This is a genomic window from Methylobacterium sp. WL103, assembly GCF_008039885.1.
GTDB lineage: Bacteria > Pseudomonadota > Alphaproteobacteria > Rhizobiales > Beijerinckiaceae > Methylobacterium > Methylobacterium cerastii.
In genome coordinates this window covers 1-817 of the sequence record NZ_VRUX01001080.1, presented here as the reverse complement: position 1 = coordinate 817, position 817 = coordinate 1, and the positions used below count along the sequence as shown (strand labels likewise).

At 74.7% G+C, this 817-nt stretch carries 1 pseudogene; it reads right to left on the bottom strand.

Going from position 1 to position 817, the window contains the following annotated elements:
- A pseudogene (locus FV222_RS27905) lies at positions 1–817 on the bottom strand (ATPase); the annotation flags it as partial.

Sequence of the window (817 nt, the reverse complement as noted above, 5' to 3'; positions counted from 1 at the left end):
GCGCAGGACCACGGCCTCGCCGCGCAGGCGCTTGGCTTCCGTGACGGCGATCTCGTGGTTGCGCCGGCTTTCGGCGGTGGGCCCGCGCTGGCCCCGGGTCATCAGCAGGTCGACCGAACGGGTGACCGAGTAGGCCATGCCCGCGGTGGTGCGCCCGCTCGGCGCCACCGCGCGGCTCATCCGGCGCAGCTCGGCGTCGTCGCGCGCGAGGTCGTAGCCGCCGAGCCGCACGCCGAGGAAGGCGGCGGCGTGGGGGTCGTCGGTCTCGATTACCGAGAGTGGCCCGTCGTCGAAGCGCCGCGCGCGCTGGCCGGCGGTGTCGGTGGTCTTCACCAGGATGCAGCGGCTGAAGCGGTCGCGGTTGCCCTGAAGCACGCCCAGCGCTTCTTCCAGGCGATCGGGGGCGACCACCAGCGCCTCGCGCGCCCGGCCGAGCAGGCCTTCGAGCGCCGGCCCCCAATGCGGATCGACGATCTCGGCAAGCTCGCAGACCGGCACCGCATCGATGTTGCGGCGCGCCAGCTCCATCCGGAAGGCGACCGTGTCGGACGAGAGTCGCGCGGCGTGCCCGGACGCGGGCGCAGGGGCCGTGCGCTCGGCCTCGCTTTCCTGCGCGCGCGCCTTCAGCGCCGTGTCCTCGGCGGCCCGGTCGAGGGCCTCGTCGAACTCGGGGAGGCGAAGCAGGCCCTCGATCAGGTCGGCCAACGGGCCGTCGAGGCGCAAGGTCTCCTCGGGCGGCGCCTCGCGGCGCAGCCCCGAGCGGGCGCAGGCCTCGTCGGACAGATGGGCAAGCTCCAGGCGGTCGCGCTCCAGCATC